This is a genomic window from Micromonospora sp. NBRC 110037 (genome assembly GCF_001652995.1).
In the GTDB taxonomy this organism is placed as follows: domain Bacteria; phylum Actinomycetota; class Actinomycetes; order Mycobacteriales; family Micromonosporaceae; genus Micromonospora; species Micromonospora chalcea.
The window spans coordinates 12,408-37,439 of sequence record NZ_BBVA01000008.1; the positions used below are offsets into that span (position 1 = coordinate 12,408).

26 protein-coding genes are annotated in these 25,032 nt (G+C 72.3%); 6 read left to right on the forward strand and 20 right to left on the reverse strand.

Annotated features, from left to right (window positions below):
* The first annotated feature begins 218 nt into the window (after positions 1–218).
* Positions 219–1,430: an LOG family protein gene (locus A4R25_RS22190; RefSeq protein WP_210869622.1), complete on the forward strand. Its 1,212-nt coding sequence runs from the start codon at positions 219–221 to the stop codon at positions 1,428–1,430.
* A gap of 92 nt (positions 1,431–1,522) precedes the next feature.
* Here the strand turns inward: A4R25_RS22190 and fbaA are convergent, their stop codons facing one another.
* Both fbaA and A4R25_RS22200 read right to left on the reverse strand, forming a co-directional pair.
* Positions 1,523–2,545 (reverse strand): class II fructose-bisphosphate aldolase, encoded by a 1,023-nt coding sequence (gene fbaA, locus A4R25_RS22195; RefSeq protein WP_043327558.1) that lies wholly within the window; start codon positions 2,543–2,545, stop codon positions 1,523–1,525.
* A gap of 162 nt (positions 2,546–2,707) precedes the next feature.
* Complete coding sequence (locus A4R25_RS22200; RefSeq protein ID WP_064447948.1) at positions 2,708–3,091, reverse strand: phage holin family protein; 384 nt, start codon at positions 3,089–3,091, stop codon at positions 2,708–2,710.
* 136 nt (positions 3,092–3,227) lie between these two features.
* On the opposite strand from A4R25_RS22200, the gene A4R25_RS22205 reads away from it, so the two are divergent.
* Positions 3,228–3,437, forward strand: coding sequence for a hypothetical protein (locus tag A4R25_RS22205; RefSeq protein ID WP_030500565.1), 210 nt, complete (start codon positions 3,228–3,230; stop codon positions 3,435–3,437).
* Between the two features lie 13 nt (positions 3,438–3,450).
* Here A4R25_RS22205 and A4R25_RS22210 read toward each other — a convergent pair whose 3' ends face one another.
* Complete coding sequence (locus A4R25_RS22210; protein ID WP_064447949.1) at positions 3,451–4,497, reverse strand: LCP family protein; 1,047 nt, start codon at positions 4,495–4,497, stop codon at positions 3,451–3,453.
* Positions 4,497–4,979 (reverse strand): SigE family RNA polymerase sigma factor, encoded by a 483-nt coding sequence (locus A4R25_RS22215; RefSeq protein ID WP_043327561.1) that lies wholly within the window; start codon positions 4,977–4,979, stop codon positions 4,497–4,499. Before A4R25_RS22215 ends, A4R25_RS22210 begins: the two co-directional genes overlap by 1 nt.
* A gap of 167 nt (positions 4,980–5,146) precedes the next feature.
* Between A4R25_RS22215 and A4R25_RS22220 the strand changes: the two genes are divergently transcribed.
* The 4 genes from A4R25_RS22220 to A4R25_RS22235 all read left to right on the forward strand — a co-directional run bounded on the left by A4R25_RS22220 (position 5,147) and on the right by A4R25_RS22235 (position 11,810).
* The gene (locus A4R25_RS22220) at positions 5,147–6,721 is read left to right on the forward strand and encodes an LPXTG cell wall anchor domain-containing protein (protein WP_064447950.1); all 1,575 of its coding nucleotides are present in this window, start codon (positions 5,147–5,149) and stop codon (positions 6,719–6,721) included.
* A 246-nt stretch (positions 6,722–6,967) separates the two neighbouring features.
* Positions 6,968–8,434 carry a 3' terminal RNA ribose 2'-O-methyltransferase Hen1 gene (locus A4R25_RS22225; RefSeq protein ID WP_064447951.1) on the forward strand — a complete coding sequence of 489 codons (1,467 nt, stop codon included), beginning with the start codon at positions 6,968–6,970 and terminating at the stop codon, positions 8,432–8,434.
* A complete protein-coding gene (locus A4R25_RS22230) occupies positions 8,431–10,947 on the forward strand; it encodes a polynucleotide kinase-phosphatase (protein WP_064447952.1) in 2,517 nt (838 codons plus the stop codon). The genes A4R25_RS22225 and A4R25_RS22230 overlap by 4 nt, the downstream gene beginning before the upstream one ends.
* A gap of 23 nt (positions 10,948–10,970) precedes the next feature.
* Complete coding sequence (locus tag A4R25_RS22235) at positions 10,971–11,810, forward strand: DedA family protein (protein ID WP_043327565.1); 840 nt, start codon at positions 10,971–10,973, stop codon at positions 11,808–11,810.
* Positions 11,811–11,983: 173 nt separating this feature from the next.
* Here the strand turns inward: A4R25_RS22235 and A4R25_RS22240 are convergent, their stop codons facing one another.
* The 16 genes from A4R25_RS22240 to A4R25_RS22315 all read right to left on the reverse strand — a co-directional run bounded on the left by A4R25_RS22240 (position 11,984) and on the right by A4R25_RS22315 (position 24,923).
* Positions 11,984–12,361, reverse strand: coding sequence for a helix-turn-helix transcriptional regulator (locus tag A4R25_RS22240; RefSeq protein ID WP_007454255.1), 378 nt, complete (start codon positions 12,359–12,361; stop codon positions 11,984–11,986).
* A 57-nt stretch (positions 12,362–12,418) separates the two neighbouring features.
* A complete protein-coding gene (gene pyrE / locus A4R25_RS22245) occupies positions 12,419–12,958 on the reverse strand; it encodes an orotate phosphoribosyltransferase (RefSeq protein WP_043327566.1) in 540 nt (179 codons plus the stop codon).
* 143 nt (positions 12,959–13,101) lie between these two features.
* The gene (locus A4R25_RS22250) at positions 13,102–13,911 is read right to left on the reverse strand and encodes an SDR family oxidoreductase (RefSeq protein ID WP_064447953.1); all 810 of its coding nucleotides are present in this window, start codon (positions 13,909–13,911) and stop codon (positions 13,102–13,104) included.
* Entirely contained in the window at positions 13,908–14,645 is a 738-nt protein-coding gene (locus A4R25_RS22255; protein WP_064447954.1) for a hypothetical protein, read from the reverse strand. The genes A4R25_RS22250 and A4R25_RS22255 overlap by 4 nt, the downstream gene beginning before the upstream one ends.
* Positions 14,646–14,716: 71 nt before the next feature.
* Positions 14,717–15,499, reverse strand: coding sequence for a hypothetical protein (locus A4R25_RS22260; protein WP_064447955.1), 783 nt, complete (start codon positions 15,497–15,499; stop codon positions 14,717–14,719).
* 68 nt (positions 15,500–15,567) lie between these two features.
* Positions 15,568–16,566, reverse strand: coding sequence for a hypothetical protein (locus A4R25_RS22265; RefSeq protein WP_043330768.1), 999 nt, complete (start codon positions 16,564–16,566; stop codon positions 15,568–15,570).
* Positions 16,567–16,630: 64 nt separating this feature from the next.
* Positions 16,631–18,199 (reverse strand): polyamine aminopropyltransferase, encoded by a 1,569-nt coding sequence (locus A4R25_RS22270; RefSeq protein WP_064447956.1) that lies wholly within the window; start codon positions 18,197–18,199, stop codon positions 16,631–16,633.
* On the reverse strand, positions 18,196–18,969 hold the full coding sequence (locus A4R25_RS22275; RefSeq protein WP_064447957.1) for a hypothetical protein: 774 nt from the start codon (positions 18,967–18,969) through the stop codon (positions 18,196–18,198). The genes A4R25_RS22270 and A4R25_RS22275 overlap by 4 nt, the downstream gene beginning before the upstream one ends.
* Positions 18,969–19,391 (reverse strand): DUF350 domain-containing protein, encoded by a 423-nt coding sequence (locus tag A4R25_RS22280; RefSeq protein WP_043327571.1) that lies wholly within the window; start codon positions 19,389–19,391, stop codon positions 18,969–18,971. Before A4R25_RS22280 ends, A4R25_RS22275 begins: the two co-directional genes overlap by 1 nt.
* 31 nt (positions 19,392–19,422) lie before the next feature.
* The gene (locus tag A4R25_RS22285) at positions 19,423–19,848 is read right to left on the reverse strand and encodes a DUF4247 domain-containing protein (RefSeq protein WP_043327572.1); all 426 of its coding nucleotides are present in this window, start codon (positions 19,846–19,848) and stop codon (positions 19,423–19,425) included.
* Positions 19,845–20,339, reverse strand: a complete 495-nt coding sequence (locus A4R25_RS22290) for a DUF2617 family protein (protein ID WP_064447958.1) — start codon at positions 20,337–20,339, stop codon at positions 19,845–19,847. Before A4R25_RS22290 ends, A4R25_RS22285 begins: the two co-directional genes overlap by 4 nt.
* 1 nt (position 20,340) lies before the next feature.
* Entirely contained in the window at positions 20,341–20,979 is a 639-nt protein-coding gene (locus A4R25_RS22295) for a DUF4178 domain-containing protein (RefSeq protein WP_064447959.1), read from the reverse strand.
* Between the two features lie 85 nt (positions 20,980–21,064).
* Positions 21,065–21,439: a hypothetical protein gene (locus A4R25_RS22300; protein ID WP_064447960.1), complete on the reverse strand. Its 375-nt coding sequence runs from the start codon at positions 21,437–21,439 to the stop codon at positions 21,065–21,067.
* 164 nt (positions 21,440–21,603) lie between these two features.
* Positions 21,604–24,195 carry an ATP-dependent chaperone ClpB gene (gene clpB, locus A4R25_RS22305; RefSeq protein ID WP_064447961.1) on the reverse strand — a complete coding sequence of 864 codons (2,592 nt, stop codon included), beginning with the start codon at positions 24,193–24,195 and terminating at the stop codon, positions 21,604–21,606.
* Positions 24,196–24,354: 159 nt separating this feature from the next.
* Positions 24,355–24,609 carry a hypothetical protein gene (locus tag A4R25_RS22310; protein WP_043327576.1) on the reverse strand — a complete coding sequence of 85 codons (255 nt, stop codon included), beginning with the start codon at positions 24,607–24,609 and terminating at the stop codon, positions 24,355–24,357.
* Entirely contained in the window at positions 24,606–24,923 is a 318-nt protein-coding gene (locus A4R25_RS22315; RefSeq protein ID WP_082931099.1) for a DivIVA domain-containing protein, read from the reverse strand. The genes A4R25_RS22310 and A4R25_RS22315 overlap by 4 nt, the downstream gene beginning before the upstream one ends.
* Between the last annotated feature and the right edge of the window lie 109 nt (positions 24,924–25,032).

A 25,032-nucleotide genomic window follows, 5' to 3' on the forward strand; every position in this document is an offset into this window, starting at 1 on the left:
GCCCGTACGGTTGGCTGAACGGCTGAGGGTTTCGTCACGCCTGCGGCGGGAGCACACGTACCCGCGGCCCATGCCGCCGACGTGGTTCTTGCACTACAAATACAGATCCGGAGCCTCCCCAGGACCCGGTTACGCAGGAGCCCGGCGGCGTGCCCGCCGGGCTCCTGTCGTTCCCGCCCCCGGTTTCGGCACTTGCCGTGCGGAGGCAGGATGACGGGGTGCCGACTCCACCACCCGCGGACGTCATCGAGCCGCACGCGCCCCACGTCAACGAGATCGAGACCCGCACCGCGTTCGAGCAGCGGCTGGCCGGGGGGACCTTGGCCGGGCTGACCGTGCAGGGCCTGCGCCTCGACCTCGACCCGGTCCCCGACCTGCGCCACGTCGACGTCACCGGCACGCTCTTCGTGGGCTGCCGGTTCGCCGGCCGCGAGGTGGGCGCGGACCTGGTCCGGCGGGGCGCCAACGTGGTCCCGCCGTTCTCCGGGCTGCCCTACCCGACCCAGCCGTCGCACCTCTACACGGCCGACGAGCTGGCCGCCGGGTTCGCCGAGAGCGGGTTCGCCGGGATGTACGACACCCGGGTGTACGCGCACTTCCGGGCGCACGGCGGCGCGCTGCCGGACGTACGCGAGGCGCTCGGGCAGCGACTGCACGACCACGGTGTGGACAACGCGCTGGCCGACGCCACCCGGTCGTGGCTGGCCGCGCACGGCCCGCAGTCCGTGGTGGGCGTGATGGGCGGGCACGCGGTGCCGCGCGGCAGCGTCGCGTACCGGATGGCGGCGGTGCTGGGCTGGGAGCTGGCGCGGGCCGACCGCCTGGTGGTGACCGGCGGCGGTCCGGGCGTGATGGAGGCGGCGAACCTCGGCGCGTTCCTCGCTGCGTGGCCGGCCGAGGAGCTGTCCGCCGCGATCGACACGCTCGCCGTCGCGCCGGACTTCACCGACCACGAGCGGTACACGGCGGCGGCGCTGGCGGTGCGCAAGCGGTACGCGGACGGCCCGTCGCTGCCGTCGCCCCGTCCGTCGGCGCCCGGCACCGAGTGGGCCCGGTCCGGCGGGCTGGCCATCCCCACCTGGCTGTACGGCCACGAGCCGGCGAACCTGTTCGCGGGCCGGATCGCGAAGTACTTCTCCAACGCCATCCGAGAGGACACGATCCTGCGGCTGGCCCGGGGCGGGATCGTGTTCGCACCAGGCAAGGCCGGCACCGTGCAGGAGGTGTTCCAGGCGGCCACGAAGACGTTCTACGGCACCGACGGGGCGAGCGGGGCGTACGTGTTCCTGGACCGCGCGTACTGGACCACCGAGCTGCCGGTGGAGTCGCTGCTGCGGCCGCTGTTCGCCGCGTCCCCGTTCGGCGACCTGTCGCACACGATCCACCTGACCGACGACGTACGCGACGCCGTCCGCCTGCTGGTGCAGTGAAAGGAAGGGCCCCTTTTTAACGCCTCCGGTAGAGGAAGGGCCCCTTGTTAACGCACGGCGTTAACAAGGGGCCCTTCCTTACAAGCGGAGGGTCACTTCATGGTGGTGCCGGTGGAGCGCAGGTGCTCGCAGGCCTCGACCACGCGGGCGGCCATGCCGGCCTCGGCGGCCTTGCCCCAGACGCGCGGGTCGTACATCTTCTTGTTGCCGACCTCGCCGTCGACCTTCAGCACGCCGTCGTAGTTGCGGAACATGTGGTCCGCGACCGGGCGGGTGAAGGTGTACTGGGTGTCGGTGTCGATGTTCATCTTCACCACGCCGTAGTCCAGCGCCTCCCGGATCTCCGAGAGCAGCGAGCCGGAGCCGCCGTGGAAGACCAGGCTGAGCGGCTTGTCCTTGCCGTACTTGGCGCCGACCGCGTCCTGGATCTGCTTGAGCACCTCGGGGCGCAGCTTGACGTTGCCCGGCTTGTAGACGCCGTGCACGTTGCCGAAGGTCAGCGCCGCCATGTAGCGGCCCTTCTCGCCGAGGCCGAGCGCGTCGACCATGGCCAGGCCGTCCTCGACGGTGGTGTAGAGCTTGTCGTTGATGGCGTTCTCGACGCCGTCCTCCTCGCCGCCGACGACGCCGACCTCGATCTCCAGGACGATCTTGCCCTTGGCTGCCTCGGTGAGGAGCTGCTCGGCGATCTCCAGGTTCTCCGCCACCGGCACGGCCGAGCCGTCCCACATGTGCGACTGGAACAGCGGCTCCTGGCCGGCCTTGACGCGCTCCTGCGAGATGGCCATCAGCGGCCGGACGAACTTGTCCAGCTTGTCCTTCGGGCAGTGGTCGGTGTGCAGCGCGATGTTCACCGGGTACTTCTTGGCGACCTCGTGGGCGTACGCGGCGAACGCCACCGCGCCGGTCACCATGTCCTTCACGGACGGGCCGGACAGGTACTCCGCGCCGCCGGTGGAGACCTGGATGATGCCGTCGCTCTCCGCGTCGGCGAAGCCCTTGAGCGCCGCGTTCAGCGTCTGCGAGGAGGTCACGTTGATCGCGGGGTACGCGTACCGGCCGGCCTTGGCCCGGTCCAGCATCTCCGCGTAAGCCTCAGGGGAAGCGATGGGCATGTCGAACGCTCCTTACTTACCGCTCTCGGCCGTGCAGGCCGCTGTCTTCCATGGGCGCGACCGTTCCGGTCGCTCACGTCCACGGGTGCGCCGGACCGCGCTGTCCACCGCGGGCAGTATCCCGTAGGAGCGCGCACGGGGCACAACCGGCCCGGGCGCTGCTCACCGATTCTCCAGCCGGTCCGGCACGACGACGCTGATCAGCCAGCTCACCACCGCCACCACGATGGCGCCCCAGAAGGCGGCCCAGAACCCGTCCACGTGGAACGGGAGCTTCAGCAGACCGGCGATCCAGTCGGTCAGCAGGAACAGCAGCGCGTTCACCACCAGCGCGAACAGGCCGAGCGTGAGCAGGTAGAACACACAGCCGAACACCTTGATGAGCGGCTTGAGCACCGCGTTCACGACACCGAAGACCAGCGCCACCACGATCAGGGTGAGCACGTTGTTGCCGGTGTTGCGGCCGCTCACCTCCACCCCGGGCACGATCAGCGTCGCGATCCACAACGCGACCGCCGTGATCGCCAGTCGGATCAGAAAGCCCATGGCAACCATCCTGGCACCGGCCGCGCGCCGGGAGCGGGACAATCGCCGACTCCGCGTTCCGCCCGCCGCCGGGCGGCGGCCCGGACCAGCCCGTACGGTGGTGGGGACGATGCCCGCACGGAGACAGGGAGGGACGATGGGTCAGCCCGACGAGGACTTCGCGCCCAGTGACCACCTCGCCCCGGAGGAGCGGGACCTGGAGGCCGAGCCGGCCGACGCGGTCGAGCAGGCCACCACGGTGACCGACGACAGCGACGGCGAGCCGCACCGCGGCCTGGAGGTCGACGACTGGGACGCCATGGAGCAGGCCCGCGTCGTCACCGCCGACGAGGACGACTACCGCTGATCCGGCGCCCGGGTCACCGCAGGCCGGTGACCCGGGCCGGATGGGCGGCGGCCCATTCCCCCAGCCGGTCGGCCCGCAGCGCGTCCAGGAACCCCGGGGTGAGTTCGGGGTCCGCCTCGTACCCGCGACCGTTCCACTCGGCGAGCACCGGGAAGGCGACCGCGACCGGCTCGGCGGCGCCGGCCCGGGCGGTCGCGCCCACCAGCGCCGGCAACGACAGGTCACCGGCGTCGACAGTGACGGCCGGGCCGATCCGGATGAGCAGCCGGTTGAGTTGCGCCGGATCGGTCGCCGTTCCCCGCTCACGCATCTGGCGGAGCAGGCCGGCGGCGTAGCGGGCCGCGTTGCGGTCGCGGTCCAGTCCTCCGTCGCGCAGGCCGTACCGCTGCCGCAGCAGGTCGACCGCCGCCGCGCCGTCGAGCCGCTGGCATCCGGCGGGAAAGCGCCGCTCGGTGTGCACCGAGCGGACCGGCTCCGGCAGGCAGACCGGCACGCCGCCGACCGCGTCGGTCAGGTCACGGGCCCCCGGGTACGTGAGCACCGCGCCCGCGTCGACGCGTACCCCGGTCAGCCGGGCGACCGCCTGGCGGGTCGCCCGGTAGCCGGCCGCCAGGTCGGTGCCCGAACCGGTGGCGCGGGAGAAGGTCGCGTTGAGTTTCTCCGTTCCGCCCGGCGCCGGCACCAGCAGGTCACGCGGGAGCGACACCAGGTAGAGCCGGCTCCGGTCGGCCGGCACGTGCACCAGCAGCACCGAGTCGGCACGGCGACTGCCGGCCGACTGGTCGACGCCGAGCAGCAGCAGGTTCAGCGCGCCGCCGGGCTCCGGCTCCGGCGTGGCGAGCAGGGGCGCCGCCGTGGGCGCCGGTGGCCGGGGCGCCATGGCGGTGAAGCCGACCAACGCGACGGCGGCGACCGCCAGCGCCGTGCCGGCCAGGCGTACGCGCCGACGGCGCCGACGGCGGGTGATCACCGCCCGGTCGACTGCGGCCCGGACCGGGCCGACGGGCGGGGTCGACTCCTCGAGGCGGGCGAACGCGGCCCGCAGCTCGTCCTCGATCATCAGGAGACCTCCACGAGTTCGGCTCGGAGGGTGGCCAGCGCGCGCGAGATGCTGGACCGGACGGTGCCCACGGCGCAGCCGAGGATCTCGGCTATCTCCCCGTCCGGCAGGTCCTCGTAGTAGCGCAGCACCAGCGCGGCGCGCTGCCGCCGGGGCAGTCGGGACAGCCAGGAGCGGACCTGGTCCCGGTCGACTGCGGACTGGGCGTGGTCGGCGGACGCGGGCACCGAGTCGTCGACGTCGCCGCGCAGCAGCACGCGCCGGGCCCACGAGCCGCGCCGCCAGTCGATGAACTGGTTGGTGAGCATGCGTCGCACGTATCGCTCCGGGGCGTCGCTGCGAGCCACCCGCCGCCAGTGCAGCTGCACCCGGACCATGGTGTCCTGAACCAGGTCCTGGGCCTGGTGCGGGTCTCCGGTCAGCATGACCGCGTACCGCAGCAGGGCGCCCAACCGCGCGTCGGCGAACTCCTCGTACGTCACTGCACCTCCCGGTGTCCGTTTGAAGGACGGTCCCGGGCGGCTGGAACATTGCGGCGGCGACGATCATCCGTTCGGTCAATATTCATCATCTGGGACAACGCGATCCCTTAAGGAATCTTTAAGCTCCGTGGGCTCCACCTGATCACCCCCACGGGAGGACCCTCCACATGCTCAGCAACTCCAGCCGGCGTCTGCTCGCCGGGTTGGGCGTCGCAGGCGCGTTCGTCGCCGCCTCCGCCACACCCGGCTTCGCGGCTGACCCCAAGGTCAAGCTCGGCGTCTACTTCAGCGACACGACGATCGCCGCCGACTCGGACGGCAAGATCGACTACAGCATCATCCGCAGTTCGACCTCGGTCGTGCTGCACGACCTCACCGTCCGCTACGACCTCACCGGCCTCGCCGGCAAGGTGACCGTCGGCGAGGAGGAGAACACCGGTACGGACTGCACCTCGCCGTCGGCGAACGTACTCGTGTGCACGACGCCCTGGGAGGTGGAGCTCGACGAGTGGGGTCTGTCCGGCGTCTTCCCGGTGCAGATCAAGCCCACCGGCAAGGCCCAGGACGGCGACACCGGCACGCTCAAGGTGACGCTGTCGGCGAACGGCGTCGACAGCGTCTCGCACGAGGCCAAGGTGCGCGTCGGTGAGGGCGTCGACCTGGCCGCCGGCCCGGAGACCACGGTGTCGGCCGCTCCGGGCAAGGGCTTCACCGCGCCGCTGAAGGTGACGAACGTCGGCGAGACCACCGCCAAGGGCGCCGCCGTCGTCTTCTACAACGACTACGGCATGAACGCCGCCAAGCACTACAGCAACTGCACGTACGTCGGTGACGAGCTGCGCACCTGCCGGTTCGACGAGGAGCTCCCCGGCGGCAGCACGTTCGGCGCGACGCTGCCGTACGCGCTCGGCGCGGACACCATGGCGCCCGGCAACCGGTACGGCGAGATCATCTGGATGACGCCGGACGAGTTCGAGGACTTCGAGAACTACCTCGGCAACTACGACGTGACCATCGGCAAGCCGGGCACCGACGGCAAGCTGACGCTGGCCGAGGCCGCCGGCCGCGCCGCCGCGCGGGGTTTCCAGGCCGACCCGCGGCCGGAGAACAACGCCTCGTACCTGCAGGTGAAGGTCACCGGCAACAACAGCACCGACCTGGAGGCGCTCGGCGCCTCGGTCACCGGCAAGGCGGGCGCGACCGTCAAGGCGACGGTGGGGCTGCGCAACAACGGCCCGGCCACGCTCGACTACAGCCGCTCCGGCAGCTCGGTCACGTACCTGACCTTCGACGTGCCGAAGGGCACCACCACGACCGCCGTGCCGGAGAACTGCTTCCCGGTGAAGGGCGACGAGTGGGGTGAGCCGGGCAAGCCGGGCGCGCGTCACTACCGCTGCTACTTCGACTCGTTCCTGAAGGCCGGGGACACCGTGAAGCTGGACTTCGGCCTGAAGATCGACAAGGTGATCCCCAACGACACCGGCCTCGTGAAGATCAACGTGCCGTGCGAGTGCGACGGCGGCTTCTACCGTGACCTGAAGCCGGCCAACGACACCGCCAAGGTCGTCGTCAACGCGGCGCCGGGTGGCGGCGACGGTGGCCAGGGCGGCGGTGACGGCGGCACGCTGCCGATCACCGGTTCCTCCACCGGCCTGATCGCCGGCCTCGGCGCGCTGCTGCTCGCCGCCGGCGCGGTCGGCTACGTGCTGACCCGCCGCCGCAAGACCCGCTTCGTAGCCTGACGAGAAGCACAAAGGTGCCCCGCCGACCACAGGTCGGCGGGGCACCACCACATAGAAGCCGAACACCAAGCCCCAAGCGGTACACCCGTCAACGAAGCCGGACCACGTCAGGTTTCCGGGGAGCCCGGCCCGCGCAGGGATCAAGCCTGACCGCCCGGAGCGGGTCGGGCTCCCCGGAAACCCCCACGACCCGGAGCCCCGGAAACCCCCACGACAAAAACCAGAAAACAACGAGATCATCGACAAGTGCTGCTGACCCTCACCACGACCCACCGCCCCGCGACCGACCTCGGCCACCTCCTGGTGAAGCATCCGGACCGCGTGCAGACCTTCGATCTGCCCGCCGGCGCCGCGCATGTGTTCTACCCGGAGGCGGACGAGGCGCGCTGCACGGCGGCGCTGCTGGTCGAGGTCGATCCACTCAAGCTGGGCGGGGGCCGGAAGAACCGCGCGCCGGAGGGCTTCGCGCTCGGGCAGTACGTCAACGACCGCCCGTACGCCGCCTCCAGCCTGCTCTCGTCGGCGCTGTCGAAGGTGTTCCGCTCCGCGCTGCGGGGCGAGTCGCGTGACCGTCCCGAACTGGCCGCGACCGCGATCCCGCTGACCGTACGGGTGCCGGTGCTGCGCTGCCGGGGCGGCGCGGAGCTGGCAGTACGGATCTTCGCCCCGCTGGGCTGGACCGTGACTGCCACCCCGATCCCGCTCGACGAGACGTACCCGGAGTGGGGTGACAGCCGCTACGTCGACCTGACGCTGACCGGCACGCTGCGGCTCGCGGACGCCCTCAACCACCTGTACGTGCTGCTGCCGGTGCTCGACGACGCGAAGCACTACTGGGTGGCGCCGGACGAGGTGGACAAGCTGCTGCGCGCGGGCGCCGGCTGGCTGGCCGGTCATCCGGAGCGGGCCCTGATCACGCGGCGCTACCTGGCGCACCGCCGGGCGCTCGCGGGCGTGGCGATGGCCCGCCTGACCGAGCTGCGCCTGGCCGACGAGCCGCCCGCCGACGACAGCATCGACCCCGCGCCCGGAGAAGCGCCGGTGGTGGAGGACGTCCGCCGCGCCTCGCTGGCGGTACGGCGACGCGAGGCGGTGCTCGCCGCGCTGCGGGACAGCGGTGCGAGCCGGGTGCTGGATCTGGGCTGCGGTGGCGGCGCGCTGCTGACCGCGCTCGTCGCCGACCGGCGCTTCACCGAGGTGGTGGGCGTCGACGTGTCCGACCGGTCGCTCGGCCTGGCGGCCCGGCGGCTGCGCCTGGACCGGCTGCCGGAGCGGCAGCGGGACCGGATCCGGCTGTGGCAGTCGGCGCTGACCTACCGCGACGACCGGCTCCGGGGGTACGACGCGGCGGTGCTGATGGAGGTCGTGGAGCACCTCGATCCGCCGCGCCTGCCCGCGCTGGAGGACGCGGTGTTCGGTCACGCCCGGCCGGGCACGGTGGTGGTGACCACCCCGAACGTCGAGTACAACGTCCGCTACGAGGGGCTCGGGCCGGGCCGGTTCCGGCACGCGGACCACCGGTTCGAGTGGACCCGGGCCGAGTTCGCGGCCTGGGTGGACCGGGTGGCGGCGGCGCACGGCTACACGGCTGTCGTCGGCGGTGTCGGCGACGACGACCCGGAGGTGGGCGCGCCGACCCAGATGGCGGTGCTCACCCGCGCCGACCGCAACGAGAACACCAGCGACGACCGGAAGGAGGCGACGAACCGATGACCGTCCTGGACATCCCCGAGCTGGCACTGGTGGCGCTCGTCGGCGTCTCCGGCTCCGGCAAGTCCACGTTCGCCCGGCGGCACTTCGCGCCCAGCCAGGTGCTCTCCTCGGACACGTTCCGCGGCCTGGTCGCCGACGACGAGAACGACCAGTCCGCGTCCGCCGACGCGTTCGACGCGCTGCACCACGTCGCCGCCATCCGGCTGCGGCGCGGCCTGCTGACAGTGGTCGACGCGACGAACCTCCAGCCGCACGCCCGCGCCGGGCTGATCCGGGTCGCCCGGGAGCACGACGTGCTGCCGGTGGCGATCGTGCTGGACGTGCCGGAGGCGGTGGCCTGGGAGCGTACCGAGGCGCGCGCCGACCGCACGCACGGCCGGCAGGTGCTCAACCGGATGCGCCGCGACCTGCGGCAGTCGTACGGGCGGCTGGCCCGCGAGGGCTTCCGCAAGGTGCACGTGCTGCGCGGCGTGGAGGAGATCGACGCCGCGGAGATCCGCTACGAGAAGCTGTTCAACGACCGGCGCGAGCTGACCGGCCCGTTCGACGTGATCGGGGACGTGCACGGCTGCCGTACCGAGCTGGAGGCGCTGCTGTCCCGGCTCGGCTACGTGCTGCGACGCGACGACGCGGGCCGCCCGGTGGACGCGGAGCACCCGTCGGGGCGTACCGCGGTGTTCGTCGGTGACCTGGTGGACCGCGGCCCGGACTCGCCCGGCGTGCTCCGCCTGGTGATGGGCATGGTGGCGGCCGGCCACGCGATCTGCGTGCCGGGCAACCACGAGCAGAAGCTGCAGCGCAAGCTGCGCGGCCGGGACGTCCGGCTGACCCACGGTCTGGCCGAGACGATGGAGCAGCTCGCCGCGGAGCCGCCGGAGTTCGTCGCCGAGGTGGAGACGTTCATCGACGGCCTGGTCAGCCACTTCGTGCTCGACGGCGGCCGGCTGGTGGTGGCGCACGCCGGGCTGAAGGAGGCGTACCACGGGCGGGCGTCCGGCCGGGTGCGGTCGTTCGCGCTCTACGGCGAGACCACCGGCGAGACCGACGAGTACGGCCTGCCGGTGCGCTACCCGTGGGCGCGCGACTACCGGGGCTCGGCGATGGTCGTGTACGGGCACACGCCGACTCCCGAGCCGGAGTGGGTGAACAACACCATCTGCCTGGACACCGGTTGCGTGTTCGGCGGAAAGCTGACCGCGCTGCGCTACCCGGAGAAGGAGCTGGTCGCCGTACCGGCGGCGAAGGAGTGGTACGCCCCGGCCCGGCCGCTGGTCCCGGTCGCGCCCGTGCGGCCGGACACCGTGCTGGACCTGGCCGACGTGACCGGGCGACGCCACGTCACCCACCCGTACGGGTCGCTCACAGTGCCGGCCGAGAACGCCGCCGCCGCGCTGGAGGTGATGAGCCGCTTCGCTGTCGACCCGGGCCGGCTGGTGTGGCTGCCGCCGACCATGGCGCCCTGCTCCACGTCGACTGTCGAGGGGTTCCTGGAGCACCCGGCCGAGGCGTTCGCCGACTACCGGGCGGCCGGTGTCGACCGGGTGGTCTGCGAGGAGAAGCACATGGGCTCGCGGGCGGTGGTGCTCGTGGAGCGGGAGCCGGGCCGGTTCGGCGGTGGGGTGGTGCACACCCGTACCGGTAGGCCGTTCTTCGGCCCGCCGCTCGACGGCGAGCTGCTGGCCCGGGTGCGCGCCGCGGTCACCACCGCCGGTCTCTGGGCCGAGCTGGGCACCGACTGGCTGCTGCTCGACGCCGAGCTGCTGCCCTGGTCGGCGAAGGCGAGCGGGCTGATCCGCGAGCAGTACGCCGGGGTGGGCGCGGCCGGGCGGGCGGCGCTGCCGCCGGTGCTCGCCGCGCTGGACTCGGCCGCCGCGCGGGGGCTGCCGGTGGACGGGCTGCGTGACCGGATGGCCGAGCGGGCCGCCGAGGTGACCGCCTACTCGGCGGCCTACCGGGCGTACGTCCGGCCGACCGACGGGTTGCGCGGGGTGACGCTGGCGCCGTTCGCGGTGCTGGCCGGGGCCGGGGTGAGCTACGCCGACCGCGACCACGGCTGGCACCTGGCGCTGGCCGACCGGCTCTGCGCCGCCGACCCGGAGTTCTTCACACCCACCCGGCGGCGGGTGGTGGAGCTGGCCGACGAGACGGCGGTGGCGGACGCGACGCAGTGGTGGCTGGCGCTCACCGCGGCCGGCGGCGAGGGCATGGTGGTCAAGCCGTACGCGGGCCTGGCCGCCCGTGGTCCGAAGGGCCCGCTGCTCCAGCCGGGGATCAAGTGCCGGGGCCGCGAGTACCTGCGGATCATCTACGGTCCCGGCTACACCGAGCCGGGTCAGCTCGCCGCGTTGCGCCGGCGCTCGCTGGGCCGCAAGCGCGGGCTCGCGCTGCGCGAGCACGGCCTGGGCCTGGCCGCGCTGGACGCGCTGGCCGAGGACGCGCCGCTCTGGCGCCGCCACGAGCTGGTGTTCGCGATCCTCGCCTGCGAGTCCGAGCCCGTCGATCCCCGCCTCTGACGAGGACGCCCGGTCCGGCCGAAATGCCGGACCGGGCCGGGGTACCCTGTGTGGCCGTGGACACAGCAGAGAAGACACGGATGTTCTCCGAGAGCGTGGCGCTGAACCCGCTCGATCCGAAGGACCTCATCCACACCTTCGGCATGATCGGCGTCTGGGTCATTCTCTTCGCCGAGACCGGGCTGCTGGTCGGCTTCTTCTTCCCGGGCGACTCGCTGTTGTTCCTGGCCGGGGTGGCCGCCTCCCCGGTGGCCGACGCCATCTTCGGCGACGGCACCCGCCTGTCCCTGGCCGGGCTGCTGATCGGCGGGCCGCTCTGCGCCATCGTCGGGGCGCAGCTCGGGCACTGGCTCGGCGCCCGGTACGGCCGCCGCATGTTCGACAAGCCCAACTCCCGCCTGTTCAAGCGGGAGTACGTGGAGAAGGCCGAGTACTACTTCCAGAAGTTCGGGCCGGCGAAGGCGGTGGTGCTGGCCCGGTTCATCCCGATCGTGCGGACGTTCCTCAACCCGGTGGCCGGCGTGCTCGGCATGTCGGCCCGCCAGTTCTTCGTGTGGAACGTGGTGGGCGCGGTCCTCTGGGTGGACGGCATCCTGCTGATCGGCTACCTGCTGGCCCGGCAGATCTACGACGCCATCGGCGACAAGATCGACAGGTACATCCTGCCGGTGGTCGCGCTGATCATCGTGATCTCGGTGCTGCCGATCTTCTTCGAGTTCCTGCGAGACCGGCGTGCGCGCAAGCGCGGCGAGGCGGTCGCGGTGATCACCGCGGCGACCGTGGCCGGCACCGTGGAGGCGGCTCGCGAGGGCATCGAGGAGCACCGGCCGGGCCACGGAGACGGCGGGCAGCACCGCCGCTGAGCACGGTTCAGACACCGAAGGCCGGCCCTCGGGCGAGGACCGGCCTTCGGCATGACTGATCGAACCGGGTCACACGAACGGCCGCAGCCGTCATCGTGCGCTGATGGCGCCACCCCTCGCACGCCACCGGGCACCCGGCCGGGACGACCCTCTACGGGCCGGCCCGAAAGGTTTCAGCGAGCCTTCTTGGTGGCCCGCTTCCGCGGCGGGGTGAGCAGATCCGCGATCGTGGCGATCGCGGACGGCACCAGCCGGTAGTACGCCCAGACCCCGCGCTTCTCCCGCTCCAGCAAGCCGGCCTCGGTGAGGATTCGCAGGTGGTGGCTGACCGTCGGCTGCGAGAGGCCGAGCGGCGCGGTGAGGTCACACACGCACGCCTCCCCCTCGGGAGCCGACTGGATCAGGCTGAGCAGCCGCAGCCGTGCGGGGTCCGCGAGGGCCTTGAGGACCCCCGCAAGCCGCTCGGCGTCGGCGCGTTCGATCGGCTCGCCGGCAAGCGGCGAGATCTGAGGCATGGTCATTTCAGCCAACGCAGTTCCCACGTATTCCATCCTTCCACCAGCAGCATCGATCCGCCTGCATATCAGCAGATCCGAATCGGCAGACTTTTACGCCACAAGGCCGAGGTCAGCCAACGTATAGGCCGCCCGATAGGGCAATCCGGCGGCTCGCACCGCGTCGCCGGCGCCTCGATCAACAATAACCGCCACACCCACCACTTCGGCCCCCGCCTCGCGTAATGCCTCGACCGCCGTCAAAACACTTCCGCCAGTGGTGGAGGTGTCCTCGACCGCCAGGACCCGGCGACCGGCCACGTCCGGACCTTCGATCCGGCGCTGGAGGCCGTGCGCCTTGCCCTCCTTACGGACCACGAACGCGTCCACCGCGCCGTCGGTGCCGGCCGAGGCGTGCAACATGGCGGCGGCCACCGGATCGGCGCCCAGGGTCAGCCCACCAACCGCGTCGTACGCCCAGTCGGCGGTCAGATCGAGCATGACCCGACCGATCAACGGAGCCGCTTCGTGATGGAGCGTGACCCGGCGCAGATCCACGTACCAGTCCGCCTCGCGGCCCGACGAGAGCACCACCCGGCCGTGGACCACAGCCAGGTCACTGATGAATTTGCGCAGGTCGTCGCGGTCGCCCATGGCCCAAGAGAGTACTTCGCAAGTCTGAGAGCCGTGCTCGGGGTCCGCCCTGGTCAACCCAGTGGGCGACCGATGGGTGGCGATGAGCGGCTACGCTGCGCGACCGTCCATCGAGGTCGGCCGCCGACCGGCCCCGCCGCCGCTCAGCCGCGTCGCCGGTCGACCGCGCCCCGGGTGTCCCGGCGGAAGCCCCGCAGCAGGCGCTTCGGGGCGTACCGCAGCCCGGCGACCGCCACCTTGTACTTCCAGTCCGGGACACTCACGAACTTGCCTTTATGCAGGTCACGGAGCCCTTCGGCGACCACATCGTCGGCACGCAGCCAGGCCCAGGCGGGCAGGCGCGACATGTCGATGCCGACCCGCTCGTGGATGCCGGTGCGGGTGTAGCCGGGGCAGAGCGCCATCACCCGTACGCCGAGCGGCGCGACGGACTGGCCGATCGACTCGCTGAAATTCGTCACCCACGCCTTGCTGGCCGAGTACGTGGATCCCGGCATGGGGACACCGAAGCCCGCAACGGAAGAGACATTTATCACTGCCCCTTGCCCTCGTTCGATCATCGGGCCGAGCGCGGCGTGGGTCAGACGCAGCACCGCGAGCACGTTGAGCCGTACCAGCCGCGCCTCGCCGGCCACCGGCGACCGGACGAACGAGGTGTTCAAGCTGATCCCCGCGTTGTTCACCAGCAGGTCGACCGGTGGGCCGTCGGCAAGCCGGCGCTCGACCGCCGCACAACCGTCCTCGGTGGACAGATCGGCCGCGATCGTCTCCGCGTCGCCGCCGTGCCGGCCGGTCAGCTCGGTCGCGAGCGCGTCGAGCCGGGTGGCGTCCCGGGCCACCAGGACGAGGTCCCAGCCGCCGGCGGCGAGCCGCCGGGCGAACGCCTCGCCGATGCCGAGGCTGGCGCCGGTGACCAGGGCTCGGCGCCGGGAGGGGTGGGTGTCACCGGTCATGGGCGGTCCTCGGGAGGCGGCGGGGCGGCCCACGGCGACGCGGGCGGGGCGGACGCGGGCGGGGCGGACGGCTGTTGCAGGCCGGGCGGCGGTCCCCAGGGCGTCGGCCCGGAGACGGGCGCGCCGGATAAGGTGGCGCCGTACCCGGACGGCCGCGCCGGTCCGGTGCCGCTGCGCAGGAACGCGCCGGCCGACGGCAACGTGAGCAGCGCGGCGACCACCAGATAGCCGAGGATCTGCGCCACCGACACCACCGCGTTCACCGGGATCCACCACCCCGGGTAGGCGTCCCCGACCAGCCCGAGCAGGTCGGCGGTGATCCGGTCCTCGGGGCCGAGTTGCAACGGGGCGGCCCGCTGGCCGACCAGCAACGCCAGCCCGCAACAGCCGCAGAGCAGGCCGGTGCCGGCGACGACCCAGGTTCCCACGCGGGCCCCGGACCGGCCGGCGAGCAGGCCGAGCGCCAGCCCGACCAGCAGCAGCGCGGCCAGCACGCCGAGCACGGCGGCGAGGTAGGTCGAGGCGCGCAGCAGGCCGGCCACCTGGTCGATGTCGCCGCCGCTCGCGCCGGTCTCGTCCGCCGCGGCGGCCCGGAACCGGTCCACCGTGCCGCCGGTGACGGCGAGGTTCGCCACCGCGTACGCCACGGCGCCGACCGCCATCGCCAGCAGCACCGCCACCGCGGCGAGGACGGCGCCCGGCCGGCGGGGGGCGGCCCGATCGGGGTACGACACGACTGATCCCTCCGGTAGGCGTCGGATGCAACCTACTCGGAGGGATCGTCGGCGTCGCCTCAATCCGGACGTCAACTTCCGGATGGCGGCTCCGGGTCGCGGCGCTCGCCCGGCTGACCGGCCGGCCCGGCCGGCGGCTGACCGGCCGACGGCGGCGGACCGCCCGGCGTGGACGGCGGCGGGGTGCCGGGAGCCGGCGGGTACGACGGGTACGACGGGTACGACGGGTACGACGGGTCACCCGCGTGCCCCGGGGCCGCCGGGTACGCGCCGCCCGGTACCGGCGGCTCCCAGCCGGCCTTGGGCTTGCGGAAGAACTCGTTCGCCTTCGGCAGCGCCAGCAGGATCAGCGCGGCCAGCAGGGCGAGCAGCGCCACCAGGCCCAGCAGCAGGTTGACCGGGGTGTACCAGGACGGCAGAGCGTCGTCGAGCCGGCGCTGGATCTCGTCCGGGCTGGGCATGTCACCCGTGGCGGTGCCGCCGGTCATGCCACCGGTGAGGCCGGTGAGCAGCCCGCCGCCGGTGCAGCAGAGCAGGATGCCGCCCAGCACCCAGGTGGTGATCCGGGAGGCGTTCTTGCCCCTGTTGTTCAGCAGCGCGAGCACGACGAGCCCGGCCGCGATCAGCAGCGACACGATCGCCGTGACGATGCTGAACACGTACGCGATGTCGGCGGCCCCCTCGGCCGAGGAGCCCGCGTACGCGTCGGTGAGGACGTCGCGGACGGTGCCCGCGACGGTCAGCGCCACGATCAGGTTCACCACCTGGATCGCGGCGACGAGAATGAGCAGCCAGCTGGAAAGCGTCACCACACTGGGACGCGCGCGGGGCGCGGTGCCCGGAGCATCGGCCATGATTCTCCCTTTCCTGGATCAGGTGACCACCGTAGCGATCTCGCACCAGGTCAGCATGTCGGAACGGCTCACCGGTCCGCGGCGCGGCGCAGCCGGCGGTGCTCGGCGGTGACCACACCGAGCAGCGCCAGGTCGAGCGCGACCGCGGAGACCGCGCCGAACTGGTTGACGGTGAAGTTGAAGACCTGCCCGAACAGCAGGTCGACCAGGAGCGCCAGCTTGAACAGCCGGAACGCCTCGGCCCGGTCGCGGCGCAGCAGCCAGGCGGCCCACAGGCCGAGCACGGCCGTGATCAGCGCGCTGGCGCTGACACCGAGGATCGCACCCCACTCCCGTTCCTCGCCCAGGTGCCCGGTCACGCCGTCGAGGAACACGGCCAGCACGGTGAGCACCGGCTCCACCACCAGATAGACCACCACCGGCCAGATGAGCCAGCGGCGTCCGGCCGCCCAGACGGCGAGACGCCGGGCCCGGTCCGCCGCTCGCTGCCAGAACCGCACCGGCGGCGGCTCCCGGCGGGGTACGGCGTCCAGCAGTTGCGCCACCGCCGTCTCGGTGGCCGGTCCGGTGCCCTGCACGAGACGCAGCACGGCGATCCGCCGCCTGTCGGTCAATCCGCCGGGCAGGCCGCTGAGCACCACGTCCAGCGCGTTGGCGGTGCGTTCGGCGGGGGTGAGCCGGGAGCGGCCGGTGCGCCCGCGTACCGCCTGGGTGAGCAGGACCAGCAGCGCGAACGCGACGTAGATGATGGCGGCGGCGGGGGCGTAGAAGTAGTCGGTGCCGGTGGTGACGAACTTGCCCACCTCGTCGATGAACAGCCCGAACCCGATGCCGCCGATCACCGCTCCGCCGCTGCGGGCGCCACCGCCGAGGAAGACCAGCGGGATGCCCAGACCCACGGCGAGCAGCAGGCCGCCCCAGAGCACGTGCGCGATGTGCAGCCCGCCGCCGCCGAGCTGTGGATAGTCGGCGGCCTTCAGGTACGCGCGTACGGCCAGCACGGTGACCACGCCGGAGAGCACGAACGCCTGGAGGTAGGACGCAGCCTGGATCGCCCGGGTCGGCAGCCGGCGGACCAGCCAGCCGATCCCCGGCCGGTAGCGCGGCGATTCGGGTGGCATGCCCCGAAACCTAGTAGCCGCGCCACTCCTCGCGGGCGTAGTCCAGCACCCTCGGTCGCAACAACGTGTTGGCCGGCATGTCCAGCCGGGCCCGGTCGGCGGGGAACGTGGCGGCTGCGGCCACCACCTCCGGGGTGAGGAAACGCAGCGGCGGCCTGTCGTCCGGCAGCGCCAGTTCCGGCGCCACGTCACCCGGCGCGGCGAGCACGAATCCCCAGTCGCCGAAGCTCGGCACGTCGACGTGGTACGGCACGGTGGCGAAGCCGGCCTCGCGGATCGACCGCTCGATCGACCAGTACGACCGGGGTGCGAAGTAGGGCGACCCGGACTGCACGACGAGCCGCCCGCCGGGGGCCAGCACCGGCCGGATCAGCGTGTAGAACTCGATCGTGTAGAGCTTCGCGGTGGCCGTCTCGTCCGGGTCGGGCAGGTCGGCGATCACCACGTCGAAGCGGTCCGTGGCGGTACGCAGCCACGCGAACGCGTCAAGGTTGAGCACCCGTACCCGGGGGTCGGTGAGCGAGCCGCCGTTCAGCTCGCGCAGTTGCGGCTCGCGGCGGGCCAGCTCGACCACTGCCGGGTCGAGGTCGACGAGCGTCACCGAACGCACGTCCGGGTACTTGAGGATCTCCCGCGCGGCCAGCCCGTCCCCGGCGCCGAGCACCAGCACGTCGCCGTGCGCCCCGCGCATCGCCGGGTGCACGAGCGCCTCGTGGTAGCGGTACTCGTCGATCGAGCTGAACTGCAGGTCGCCGTTGAGGAACAGCCGCAGGTCGGTGGCGGAGCGGCCGGGCTCGGACACCGACCGGGTCAGCACGATCTCCTGGTAGCGGCTGCGCTCGGCGTGCACCACCGGGTCGCGGTAGAGCTGCTGGCGGGTGGTCACCTCGAAGTCGTGGGCGGTCACCCAGGCGTACCCGAGGAGCAGGCCGACCACGGCGGTGGCCGCGCCCAGCGCGGCCCGCGCCCGGCGGCTGAGGTCGGCGCGGAACACGGTGAAGACGAGCACCACCCCGGCGACCGCGTTCACCGCGCCCACCACGAGCGCGCCCTTGAGCTGGCCGAAGGCCGGGATCAGCAGGAACGGGAAGGCCAGCCCGCCGAGCAGCGCGCCCACGTAGTCGGCGGCGAACAGGTCGGCCACCGCGCTGCCCGCGGACTGTTCCCGGATGCGTTGCAGCATCACCATGAGCAGCGGGATCTCCGCGCCGATCAGCAGGCCGAGCACGAACGCGGTGCCGACGAGCGCCGGGCCGTACAGGTCGAGCCAGGCGAACGCGGCGTAGAGGCCGAGCACGGAGAGGCCGCCGAGCAGCGCCAGCGTCAGCTCGATCACCGCGAACGAGACCACCGCCCGGGACTGCAACGGCTTCGCCACCAGCGCGCCGACGCCCATCGCGAAGACCATCACGCCGAGCACGATCGACGCCTGACCGACCGTGTCGCCGATCAGGTAGCTGCCGAGCGCGACCAGCGCCAGCTCGTACACCAGGCCGCAGGCCGCGCAGACGAAGACCGCGAGCAGGACCGCCGCGCGGGCCAGGCGCCACCGCGGCCGTGCGGCCACGTCGGCGGTCACCGTCTGCTCCGGGTACGTCCGGCGGCTCCCGCCCCGGCGCGCTGCGCGGGCACCCGTCCCCGGTGGCTGCGGCGCTGCCGCACGCCCACGGCGATGAACAGCGCGGCGAGCAGGAACAGTCCGACCGAGCTGAGGAGGTAGGCCCAGCGGTCCCGCCAGAAGTCGTTGCCGGCGTCCGGCAGCGGCGCGGCAGCGGTGGACGGCGCGGCGGTGGGCGGCGTGGCCGGTCCGGCCAGCCCGCGTTCGGCGGCGAGCAGCGGCAGGATCGTGGCGGCCCGGGTGACGGCCCAGCCCGGGTCGTCGAGGAACGCGTCCTCGTCCAGCCCGAAGCGACCCAGCCGGGTCTCGATCGCGGCGAGGTCGGCGAACTCGATGTCGTCCGACCCCTTGATCCGGATCGTGGCGGAGTCCTCCGACTCGCTGCTGGACGAGGTGTACCTGACGTTCACGGAGACCGCGATCCAGCGCGCGCAGCCGGGCGCGTCGACGACTGTGGTGCCGTCGCCGAGGTTGGAGCCGACGCTCACCTCGTCGTACACGTCGAGCAGTTCCCAGCCGTAGCAGATGCCCTGGCTGTCGGCGGCGGCCCGGAGGATCGGCACGGTGCCGGAGCGTTCGTCGGCGGCCGGCGCGGGGACGGAGGTGTCCGAGTCGCCGCTGAACGCGCCGACGGCGCAGACGACGACCACGACCCCCACGACCACGGACCAGATCACCGTCTGGCTGCGTTTGTCCTTCCCCGCCGAATGCTGTGCGGGCTTTCCGCTCATCAGATGATTGCGGCTGCGATGATCGCGCCGGTGGCGAGGTGCACGGTGGCCGAGACCCACACCGCCGGATGCGGCTCCGGGTCGACCAGCAGCTCACCGAGCTTGCCCGGAGTGGCGGCGTCGAGCAGCATGAACGCCACCGCCATGATCACCAGGCCGAGGATGCCGTACGCGCCCGCGCCGATCAGCCCCAGCCTGAAGTCGTTGTCGCTGGCCACGATCGCGGCCACCACGATGGTGCCCACCCCGACCAGGTTCGACGAGAGCAACAGCGCCGCGTTGCGGTTGCGCTCGACCCAGATCAGCTCGTGAAGCTTGCCCGGGGTGGCCACGTCGACCAGGACGTAACCGATGGCCATCAGTACGACGCCGACCACGCCGTACGCGAGGGTGACCAGCAGATCGGTGACGAGATGCTGCACAGAAGACTCCAGGGTGAGGGGGCGAAGGGGGCTACTTACCGGAACCGGGGCCGCCGCCCCGGACCGTGCTGCCTCGGCCCCAGCCCCAGCTGTTGCCGACGACGGTGTGGTAGCGGGGGTAGGCGGTGGTCATCTTCTCCAGCAGGATCACCGAGCCGACGGCGAGCGGGAGGATCACCACCGAGTCGTCGTCGTAGCGCAGGTAGACCCCGCTGCCGTCGACGTACTGGTCGGCCGGCTTCCAGGCGTCGGTGATCTGCTTGGACACCTCGCTCGGCGTCTTCCGGGAGGTGTACGCGATCGCGTTCGAGCCGATGTCCCGCCCGGAGGCGCGGGAGAAGTTGTCCTCCACGTAGCCCCGGGGCGAGAAGTTGCCGTAGAAGATCGTGAAGGTGGCGATGAGCGCGCCGATGACGGCGACCGCCACGCCCACCACGAACCACCGTCGGTACGTCACAGCTCCTCCACCACGGTCTCGGTCAGGACCAGCTCGTTCGTCTGGGGGTAGACGTGCCAGGTACGCCAGGCGAGCACGCCGTCCGGCGGCCGGGGCCGGACGGAGAGCGCGGTAACCGCGTCCTCGTCGCCGGGGAAGACCCCGATCAGCGCGTACGGGTCCTCGGCCAGCTCGGCGCGCAGCGCCGCGACCCGGGTACGCAGGCCGTCGCCCTCCGGCCGGAGCACGGTGGCCATGAACCGGTAGCCGGTCGTCTCGTCGTGCAGCGCGTCCGGCAGGTGCGGCGGGCGGCCGGGCAGGCAGGCGACCGTCTCCGTGAGCCCGCCGAGCACCACCTGGTGGGAGGCGCCGAGCAGGCGCAGCCGCAGCCGGGGCAGCCCGGGCAGGTCGATGTCGCGTACGGCGAGCGCCGGCAGCTCCGGGCCGCCCAGGGCCAGGCTCAGATCGGCGGCGCTGGTGTCGACGTAGGGCGCGTCCAGGCAGACGAGCACGTCAGCGCACCGTCTCCGGGCCGCCCTGCGGGTAGATCATCACCTCGGCGCGGCGCAGCTCCTCACCGAGGTTGACCTCCCAGCCGGCCTCCCCGTACGCCTCGAACGACAGCCGCGCGCCGCCCGGCGCCTGGTAGTCGTAGTAGCGCATGGTGCCGTGCGGATCGAGGCCGGTGCCCTCGGTCGCGGTGTACCGGGCCTGGCCCGACTCGTCCCAGTTGTAGCGGCGGCCGGCGATCTCCAGCGTCGGGGCGCCCGGCGTGACGGTGGCTGACGGCTCGCTGGTCCAGAGCACCAGCTCCAGGTCCGGGTCGGACTCGACGGAGAGCCAGCGCTTCACGCCGCCCGCGTCGTCGAGCAGGTGCTCCGCCCAGCTCCAGCCACCCTCGACCAGGTGCACCGAGCCCCGCACGGTGTACGGCACCGAGCGGATCTCGACGATGTCGCCGGGCTTGAGCGCGCGCGGGTCGCCCCGCAGCGCGTCCGCGTCCCGGTCCCGGAACGGGTCACCCGGCGCCGCCTTCGTCTTCGGGCCGGACTCCGACCGGGACTTCCGTACCGCGATCACGGCGATCACCACACCGGCGACCCCGACGAGGCACCCCAGCGTGGTCACCACGTACGCCAACGAACCGTTCACGACCGCCTCCCCCAACCTGCTAGGCGGGAACGGTAACAACCGCATGCACGCCTTCTGAAGTCCTGTTCGCTGAGTGTGCGGTCAGCTACTGCTCGCCGCCGGCGAGCCGGTCGGCGGCGTATTCGCCCAGCGTGGCGCGGCCCATCAGGCAGCCGGAGAACGTGGTGAACTCGCCGTCGTCGTCGCGCAGCCGCGCCCAGGCGTCCCGCCCGGCGGCCGGGTCGGCCGCCTCCAGCAGCGTCGCCGCGTACGCCCGCCCGGCCGGGGAACCCTTGCGGAGCAGCTTGTCGACCCGCTTGCGGGCCGCCTCCGGGTGCTCCCGCAACCCCTGTTCCAGCCGTCGGTACGCCTCGGTCGCGGGCAGCACCTGCCCCGCCAGTCCCACCCCGCCGAAGGCGAGGGTGTCCGCGCCGTCGAGTTCCCGCGCCGCCTCGTCCAGTTCCCGCTCCCACGCACTCATGCCCCACTATGTGCCCACCCCGCCACCCCCTCCAACCGCAAGGAAGGGCCCCCTTTTAACGCCTCCGGTAGAGGAAGGGCCCCTTGTTAACAACCTCCACGAGCAGGGCGCGGCCGGGAACGGCGAAGGCCCGGCCAAGACGGCCGGGCCTTCGCAGGAGCGGGTCAGGCGGCGGTGACCGCCAGGGACTCCTTGGTGTCGGACAGGTCTACGCGGACCGTGTCGCCGTCGCGGATGTCGCCGGCCAGCAGCGCCTTCGCGAGCTGGTCGCCGATCGCCGACTGCACCAGCCGGCGCAGCGGGCGGGCACCGTAGATCGGGTCGTACCCGTGCTCGGCCAGCCAGGTCCGGGCCGCTTCGGTGATCTCCAGGCCCAGCCGACGGTCGGCCAGTCGGCGGCGCATCCGGTCGAGCTGAATGTCCACGATCGAACGCAGGTCCTCGCCCTGGAGCGCGGCGAACACCACGATGTCGTCGAGCCGGTTGAGGAACTCCGGCTTGAAGTGCGACCGGACCACCGCGAGCACGCCCTCCCGGCGCTCGTTCTCGGTGAGCGTCAGGTCGCTGATCACCGACGAGCCCAGATTCGAGGTGAGGATCAGGATCGCGTTGCGGAAGTCCACGGTACGGCCCTGACCGTCGGTGAGCCGGCCGTCGTCGAGCACCTGCAGCAGTACGTCGAAGACGTCCGGGTGGGCCTTCTCCACCTCGTCCAGCAGGATCACCGAGTACGGCCGGCGGCGTACCGCCTCGGTGAGCTGGCCGCCCTCCTCGTAGCCGACGTATCCGGGCGGGGCACCGACCAGGCGGGCCACCGAGTGCTTCTCGCCGTACTCGCTCATGTCGATGCGGACCATGGCCCGCTCGTCGTCGAAGAGGAACTCGGCGAGCGCCTTTGCCAGCTCGGTCTTGCCGACGCCGGTCGGTCCGAGGAACAGGAAGCTGCCGGTCGGGCGGTCCGGGTCGGCGACGCCGGCCCGGGCGCGGCGTACCGCGTCGGAGACCGCGCCCACCGCCTCGGCCTGGCCGACGACGCGGGCCCGCAGCGACTCCTCCATCCGGAGCAGCTTGGCGGTCTCGCCTTCGAGCAGCCGGCCGGCGGGGATGCCGGTCCAGGAGGCGACCACCGCGGCGATGTCGTCCGCGCCGACCTCCTCCTTGAGCATCGCGCCGTCGGCCTGGAGCCGGGCCAGTTCCTCCTCGGCCTGCTTCAGCTCGGTCCGCAGCGCCGGGATCCGGCCGTACCGCAGCTCGGCGGCGCGTTCCAGCTCGCCGTCGCGCTCGGCCCGCTCGGCCTCGCCGCCGAGGCGCTCCAGTTCCTCCTTGGCGGTGGAGAGCTTGGTGATGTGGCTCTTCTCGGTCTGCCAGCGCTCGGAGAGCGCGGTGAGCTGCTCGCGCTTGTCGGCCAGTTCCTTGCGCAGTCGCTCCAGGCGTTCGGCGGACGCGGCGTCCGGCTCCTTTGCCAGCGCCATCTCCTCGATCTCCAGGCGGCGTACCGCCCGCTCGATCTCGTCCACCTCGACCGGGCGCGAGTCGATCTCCATGCGCAGCCGGGACGCCGATTCGTCCACCAGGTCGATCGCCTTGTCCGGCAGGAACCGGTCGGTGATGTAGCGGTCGGAGAGCGCGGCGGCGGCGACCAGCGCGGCGTCGGTGATGCGTACGCCGTGGTGCACCTCGTAGCGCTCCTTGAGCCCGCGCAGGATGCCGATGGTGTCCTCGATGGTCGGCTCGCCGACCAGCACCGGCTGGAAGCGGCGCTCCAGCGCCGGGTCCTTCTCGATGTGCTCGCGGTACTCGTCGAGCGTGGTAGCGCCGACCATCCGCAGCTCGCCGCGCGCCAGCATCGGCTTGAGCATGTTGCCGGCGTCCATCGAGCCCTCGCCCTTGCCGGCGCCGACCACGGTGTGCAGCTCGTCGAGGAACGTGATGACCTGGCCGTCGGAGTTCTTGATCTCCTCCAGCACGGACTTCAGCCGCTCCTCGAACTGGCCGCGGTACGACGCGCCGGCGACCATCGCGCCGAGGTCGAGCGAGACGAGCTTTTTGTCCCGCAGCGACTCCGGCACGTCGCCGGCCACGATCCGCTGGGCCAGGCCCTCCACGATCGCGGTCTTGCCGACGCCCGGCTCGCCGATCAGCACCGGGTTGTTCTTGGTACGCCGGGACAGCACCTGGATCACCCGGCGGATCTCCGAGTCCCGGCCGATCACCGGGTCGATCTTGCCGTCGCGGGCGCTGGCGGTGAGGTCCACGCCGTACTTGGCCAGGGCCTGGTAGGTCTGCTCCGGGTCGGCGGTGGTGACCCGGCGGTCCCCGCCCCGGACGGTCGGGAACGCGGCGACCAGGTTCTCCTCGGTGGCGCCGGAGTTCTTCAGCGCGACCGAGACCGCGCCGCCGACCCGGGCCAGCCCGGCCAGCAGGTGCTCGGTGGAGGTGTACTCGTCGCCCAGCGGCCGCGCGATCTGCTCGGCGGCGCCGATGGCGTTGACGAACTCGCGGGCCAGCGTCGGCTCGGCGATGCTCGACCCACGCGCGGCGGGCAGCGCGTCGACCGAGCGCAGGGCGACTCGGCGCAGCTCGGCCGGGTCGGCCCCGACGGCGCGCAGCAGGCCCGCGGCGGTCGAGCCCTCGGTGTCCAGCAGTGACAACAGCAGGTGCCAGGGCTCCACGGTGGCGTGACCGCGCTGGTTCGCCAGCGCGACGGCACCGGTGATGGCCTCGCGGCTCTTGGTGGTGAGACGTTCCGTGTTCATGGGCTCCCCCGGATCGGCGTGTCCACTGGACATGACACAACCAGAGTTGAGTCTATTCCGCTCAACTCCACTCCTGTGACCTGAGTCACCCTCCGCCGGCGAGGCCGGGTAGATCTTGGTACGAAACGGCCCTCATAGGGGCCCTTTCGTACCAAGATCTCATCGACGCGGGAGGCGCGTAAGGCAAGGGGTCTCGTGGTCGGCGCGCAGCACGCAACGCCGGCCGCCGTCCAGCTTGCGGTCACAGAAAACCCAATGGCGTACGGCCTGGTCGTCCTCCGTCGACACGGTGATCCCGCCCAACTCCACCACCGCGAGGAACGTCAACGACCGGCCGGCCGTGCGACCGAGCATCTTCGCCCGGGTCAGATCCGCCGCGCGCACCGGCAGATGGATCACGTACCGCCCGGTCACGGCCGCCCGGCCAGGTCGCGCATTGAGGGAGCCTGACGGGACTGCCACTCGCGCAACGCGCCCTTGATCCGCGCCGTCTCCTCACGGCTCCGGGCGACTTCGGCGTACGCGGCGGCGAGGTCCCCGGCCACGCGGTCGAGGAACGCGGCGACCTCGGCGGGGTCCAGCCCCCGGCGGCGCGTCGCGAAGCTGCGGCCCCGCACCTGCCAGGGCCGGAGCGGAAGGTACGACGCGGAGCGGTACGCGGCGCCCGGCGCGGAGTCGGGCGGGCGCGCGTTCCGCCGCTTCGGACGTATTCGCAGGAGATTGCGCACGACACTGTCCCTTCTCGCAGAGGACGGGGGTCGGGACGAGCCACGGGGGATGCCCGCCCCGACCCTGGAAGCTCCAGGTGCCATCCGGGAGCGTTCGTCAGCAACCTAC

Excerpts from the sequence above, each read along its gene's own strand:
- fbaA (WP_043327558.1), bottom strand. The coding sequence starts at position 2,545 with ATGCCCATCGCTTCCCCTGAGGCTTACGCGGAGATGCTGGACCGGGCC.
- A4R25_RS22200 (WP_064447948.1), bottom strand. The coding sequence starts at position 3,091 with ATGGGCTTTCTGATCCGACTGGCGATCACGGCGGTCGCGTTGTGGATC.
- A4R25_RS22205 (WP_030500565.1), top strand. The coding sequence starts at position 3,228 with ATGGGTCAGCCCGACGAGGACTTCGCGCCCAGTGACCACCTCGCCCCG.
- A4R25_RS22210 (WP_064447949.1), bottom strand. The coding sequence starts at position 4,497 with ATGATCGAGGACGAGCTGCGGGCCGCGTTCGCCCGCCTCGAGGAGTCG.
- A4R25_RS22220 (WP_064447950.1), top strand. The coding sequence starts at position 5,147 with ATGCTCAGCAACTCCAGCCGGCGTCTGCTCGCCGGGTTGGGCGTCGCA.
- A4R25_RS22230 (WP_064447952.1), top strand. The coding sequence starts at position 8,431 with ATGACCGTCCTGGACATCCCCGAGCTGGCACTGGTGGCGCTCGTCGGC.
- A4R25_RS22235 (WP_043327565.1), top strand. The coding sequence starts at position 10,971 with ATGCCGGACCGGGCCGGGGTACCCTGTGTGGCCGTGGACACAGCAGAG.
- A4R25_RS22240 (WP_007454255.1), bottom strand. The coding sequence starts at position 12,361 with ATGGAATACGTGGGAACTGCGTTGGCTGAAATGACCATGCCTCAGATC.
- pyrE (WP_043327566.1), bottom strand. The coding sequence starts at position 12,958 with ATGGGCGACCGCGACGACCTGCGCAAATTCATCAGTGACCTGGCTGTG.
- A4R25_RS22250 (WP_064447953.1), bottom strand. The coding sequence starts at position 13,911 with ATGACCGGTGACACCCACCCCTCCCGGCGCCGAGCCCTGGTCACCGGC.
- A4R25_RS22260 (WP_064447955.1), bottom strand. The coding sequence starts at position 15,499 with ATGGCCGATGCTCCGGGCACCGCGCCCCGCGCGCGTCCCAGTGTGGTG.
- A4R25_RS22275 (WP_064447957.1), bottom strand. The coding sequence starts at position 18,969 with ATGAGCGGAAAGCCCGCACAGCATTCGGCGGGGAAGGACAAACGCAGC.
- A4R25_RS22300 (WP_064447960.1), bottom strand. The coding sequence starts at position 21,439 with ATGAGTGCGTGGGAGCGGGAACTGGACGAGGCGGCGCGGGAACTCGAC.
- clpB (WP_064447961.1), bottom strand. The coding sequence starts at position 24,195 with ATGAACACGGAACGTCTCACCACCAAGAGCCGCGAGGCCATCACCGGT.